Here is a 2771-nt window from a genome sequence, read left to right as displayed (position 1 = left end):
GTGGGTATTTCGGACCAACGTGACCGGTGATTTCGGCATCGTGACCGAGGATTTCGGCCCATCGTGACCGGGCCTGTTTTCGGTTCATCGTGACCGGCCGTTTCGGCAATGTGACCGATCATTTCGGTCATCGTGACCGCCGTTTCAGTCCACATTTTTGTGGGATCTGAAGCCTGGCGGTGCTGCGTAGAGAACTCAACCCGGGCGTCCTACCCTCGACGGCTTTTGCCTTCAGGAGCCAGATGCCCAGACCTCGAATATCTCTACGCATGATCAAAGACGTTATCCGCTTGAAGTGGCAGGCCGACCTCTCGCACGAGCAGATCGCTGCCACCCTCACCATCTCCAAAGGGGCCGTGACCAAGTATGTTGGCCTGGCCCATGCCGCAGGCCTGGATTGGGAGACGGTCCAGGGCTGGAGCGAGCAGCGACTGACCTCCGCCCTGCTGCCCAAGGCGACCACCTCGCAGCCGTACATCACCCCCGACTGGGGCCGCATCCACCGTGAACTCGACCGCAAGGGCGTGACGCTCATGTTGCTGTGGCAAGAGTACGTGGAGGCCCATCCCCACGGCCGCACCTGGCGCTACACCCAGTTCTGCGGGCACTACAAGGACTTCGCCCAAACCCTCAAGCGTTCCATGCGGCAGCACCGGCGTGCCGGTGAGAAGCTGTTCATCGACTTCGCGGGCTCCACGGTGCCCTTGCGCGATGGCGCGCGCGCCCAGGTCTTCGTCTCTGCCATGGCCGCCTCCAGTTGCGTCTTTGCCTGCGCCACGCCCGCGCAGCGCCTGGATGACTGGATCGAAGGCATGGTGCGCGCGCTGAACTTCTACGGAGGTGTGCCGCAATTGATCGTGCCTGACAACGCCCGTGCCGTGATCGCCTCGCCAGACCGTTATGAGCCGCGTGCCAACGAGACAGTGCAGGACCTGGCCCGCCACTACGGCACATCGGTGCTGCCTGCGCGCCCGCGCACGCCGCGCGACAAGGCCACGGCCGAGAGCTCGGTTCAGGTCGTCACACGCTGGATTCTGGCCAGGTTGCGCCACCAGCGCTTTGACAGCGTCGCCCAGGTTGACGCAGCCATTGCGCAACTGCTCCCCAGCCTCAACGAGCGCCCCTTTCAGAAGCTGCCGGGCAGCCGCGCCAGCGTGTTTGCCGAACTTGACGCTCCAGCCCTGATGCCGCTGCCTCAGCAACCCTATGAGCTGGCACGCTTCAAGACCGTGAAGGTACACATCGACTACCACGTCGAGATCGACGGCCATCGTTACAGCGCACCGCACTCTCTGGTCGGTCAGGCGCTGGAGGCGCGCATGACCCGCCACGGTATCGAGTTGCTCCTGCGCGGTCAGCGCGTGGCCGCTCACGTGCGCAACGACAAGCGTGGGGGTTTCTCCACGGTGGAGGCGCACATGCCTGCGGCCCACCGCGCCCACATGGAGTGGACGCCACAGCGCCTGATCGAATGGGGGCAGCGCATCGGCGTGGCCTGTGGTGAGTTGATCACCCGTTTGCTGCAGACCTACAAGCACCCCGAACACGGCTACCGCTCCTGCCTGGGCTTGCTCAGCCTCTCGCGCAGATACGGCCCCGTGAGGCTGGAGGCCGCCTGCGAACGGGCACTGGCCCTGGGAACACTGCGCTACAGCCATGTGCGTGACCTCCTGGCCAACAACCGCGACCAGATCACGCCACAAGCCGAGTCGGACTGGACCAGCCCGGCGCACGCCAACCTGCGCGGCCCGGGCTACTACCAGTGATGCCCTGTCTTGAATTGAATCGCTCGAACCAACTGAATCAGAACACCGCCATGCTCAACAACACCACCATCGCCCAACTGCGCTCCCTCAAACTCGTGGGCTTCGCCGATGCCTTGCAACAACAACACGAACAGGCCGACTGCCTGGACCTGTCCTTTGATGAGCGCCTGGCTTTGCTGGTCGAGCGCGAGGTCTACGCCCGAGGTGACCGCAAGCGGGTTCGCTTGCTGCAACAGGCCCAACTCAAATACCCATCAGCCACCTTGGAAGACGCCAGCTTCGAGGGCATCCGGGGGATGGACCGCTCAGCCCTCATGGGCCTTGCTCTGTCCACCTGGATTGAGCGTGGCGAGACCGTGACCCTGGCCGGCGCAACCGGTTTGGGCAAGACCTGGCTGGCTTGTGCGCTGGCCCAGTATGCGTGTCGCCAAGGGCGCTCGGCGCTGTACCTGCGCGTTCCACGGTTGGCAGAAGATCTGCGCATCTTGCATGGGGCCGGCAGCTTCCGGCGCTGGCTGCAGCAACTCGCCAAGATCGACGTGCTTGTGCTCGATGACTGGGGCATCGGAAACCTGGATGCCGCCACGCGCGCCGATTTGCTGGAGGTCATTGATGACCGGGTAGGCCAGCGCGCCACCATCATCGCCCACCAACTGCCTATCGAACATTGGCACGCGTGGCTGGGTGATCCCACAGTGGCCGACGCCATCCTGGACCGGTTGCTGCAGAGTTGCCGACGTTTCAGTCTGGACGGCGAGTCGCGGCGAACAGGCCGCACAGCGCGCACTGCAAAGGACTCAAAAAACGACCATCAAGGAGCCCAATGAAGATCTGACAGACACTCCAAAACCGTAAACTCAAACCCCTACGCAGCACCGCCAGCATCATGGCGGTCACGATCGCCGAAACAGGCGGTCACGTTACCGAAACGGCGCTGAAAACACCCCTCAGCCCTCCGGTCACGATGCGCCGAAATGACCGGTCACATTCGCCGAAATACGCAGC

Annotated in this window: 2 protein-coding genes; both read left to right on the top strand. The window is 63.5% G+C overall.

The genetic code is table 11. From position 1 onward, the window contains the following. Positions 1 to 242: 242 nt before the first annotated feature. Positions 243 to 1766 carry an IS21 family transposase gene (gene istA / locus PHQ87_RS15755; RefSeq protein ID WP_300236487.1) on the top strand — a complete coding sequence of 508 codons (1524 nt, stop codon included), beginning with the start codon at positions 243 to 245 and terminating at the stop codon, positions 1764 to 1766. A gap of 50 nt (positions 1767 to 1816) precedes the next feature. Beyond that, positions 1817 to 2593, top strand: coding sequence for an IS21-like element helper ATPase IstB (gene istB, locus PHQ87_RS15750; protein ID WP_300236484.1), 777 nt, complete (start codon positions 1817 to 1819; stop codon positions 2591 to 2593). Positions 2594 to 2771: the final 178 nt, after the last annotated feature.

Origin of the sequence: Hydrogenophaga sp., from assembly GCF_028698005.1 — a bacterium.
GTDB lineage: Bacteria > Pseudomonadota > Gammaproteobacteria > Burkholderiales > Burkholderiaceae_C > Hydrogenophaga.
This window is presented reverse-complemented; position numbering and strand designations above follow the sequence as displayed.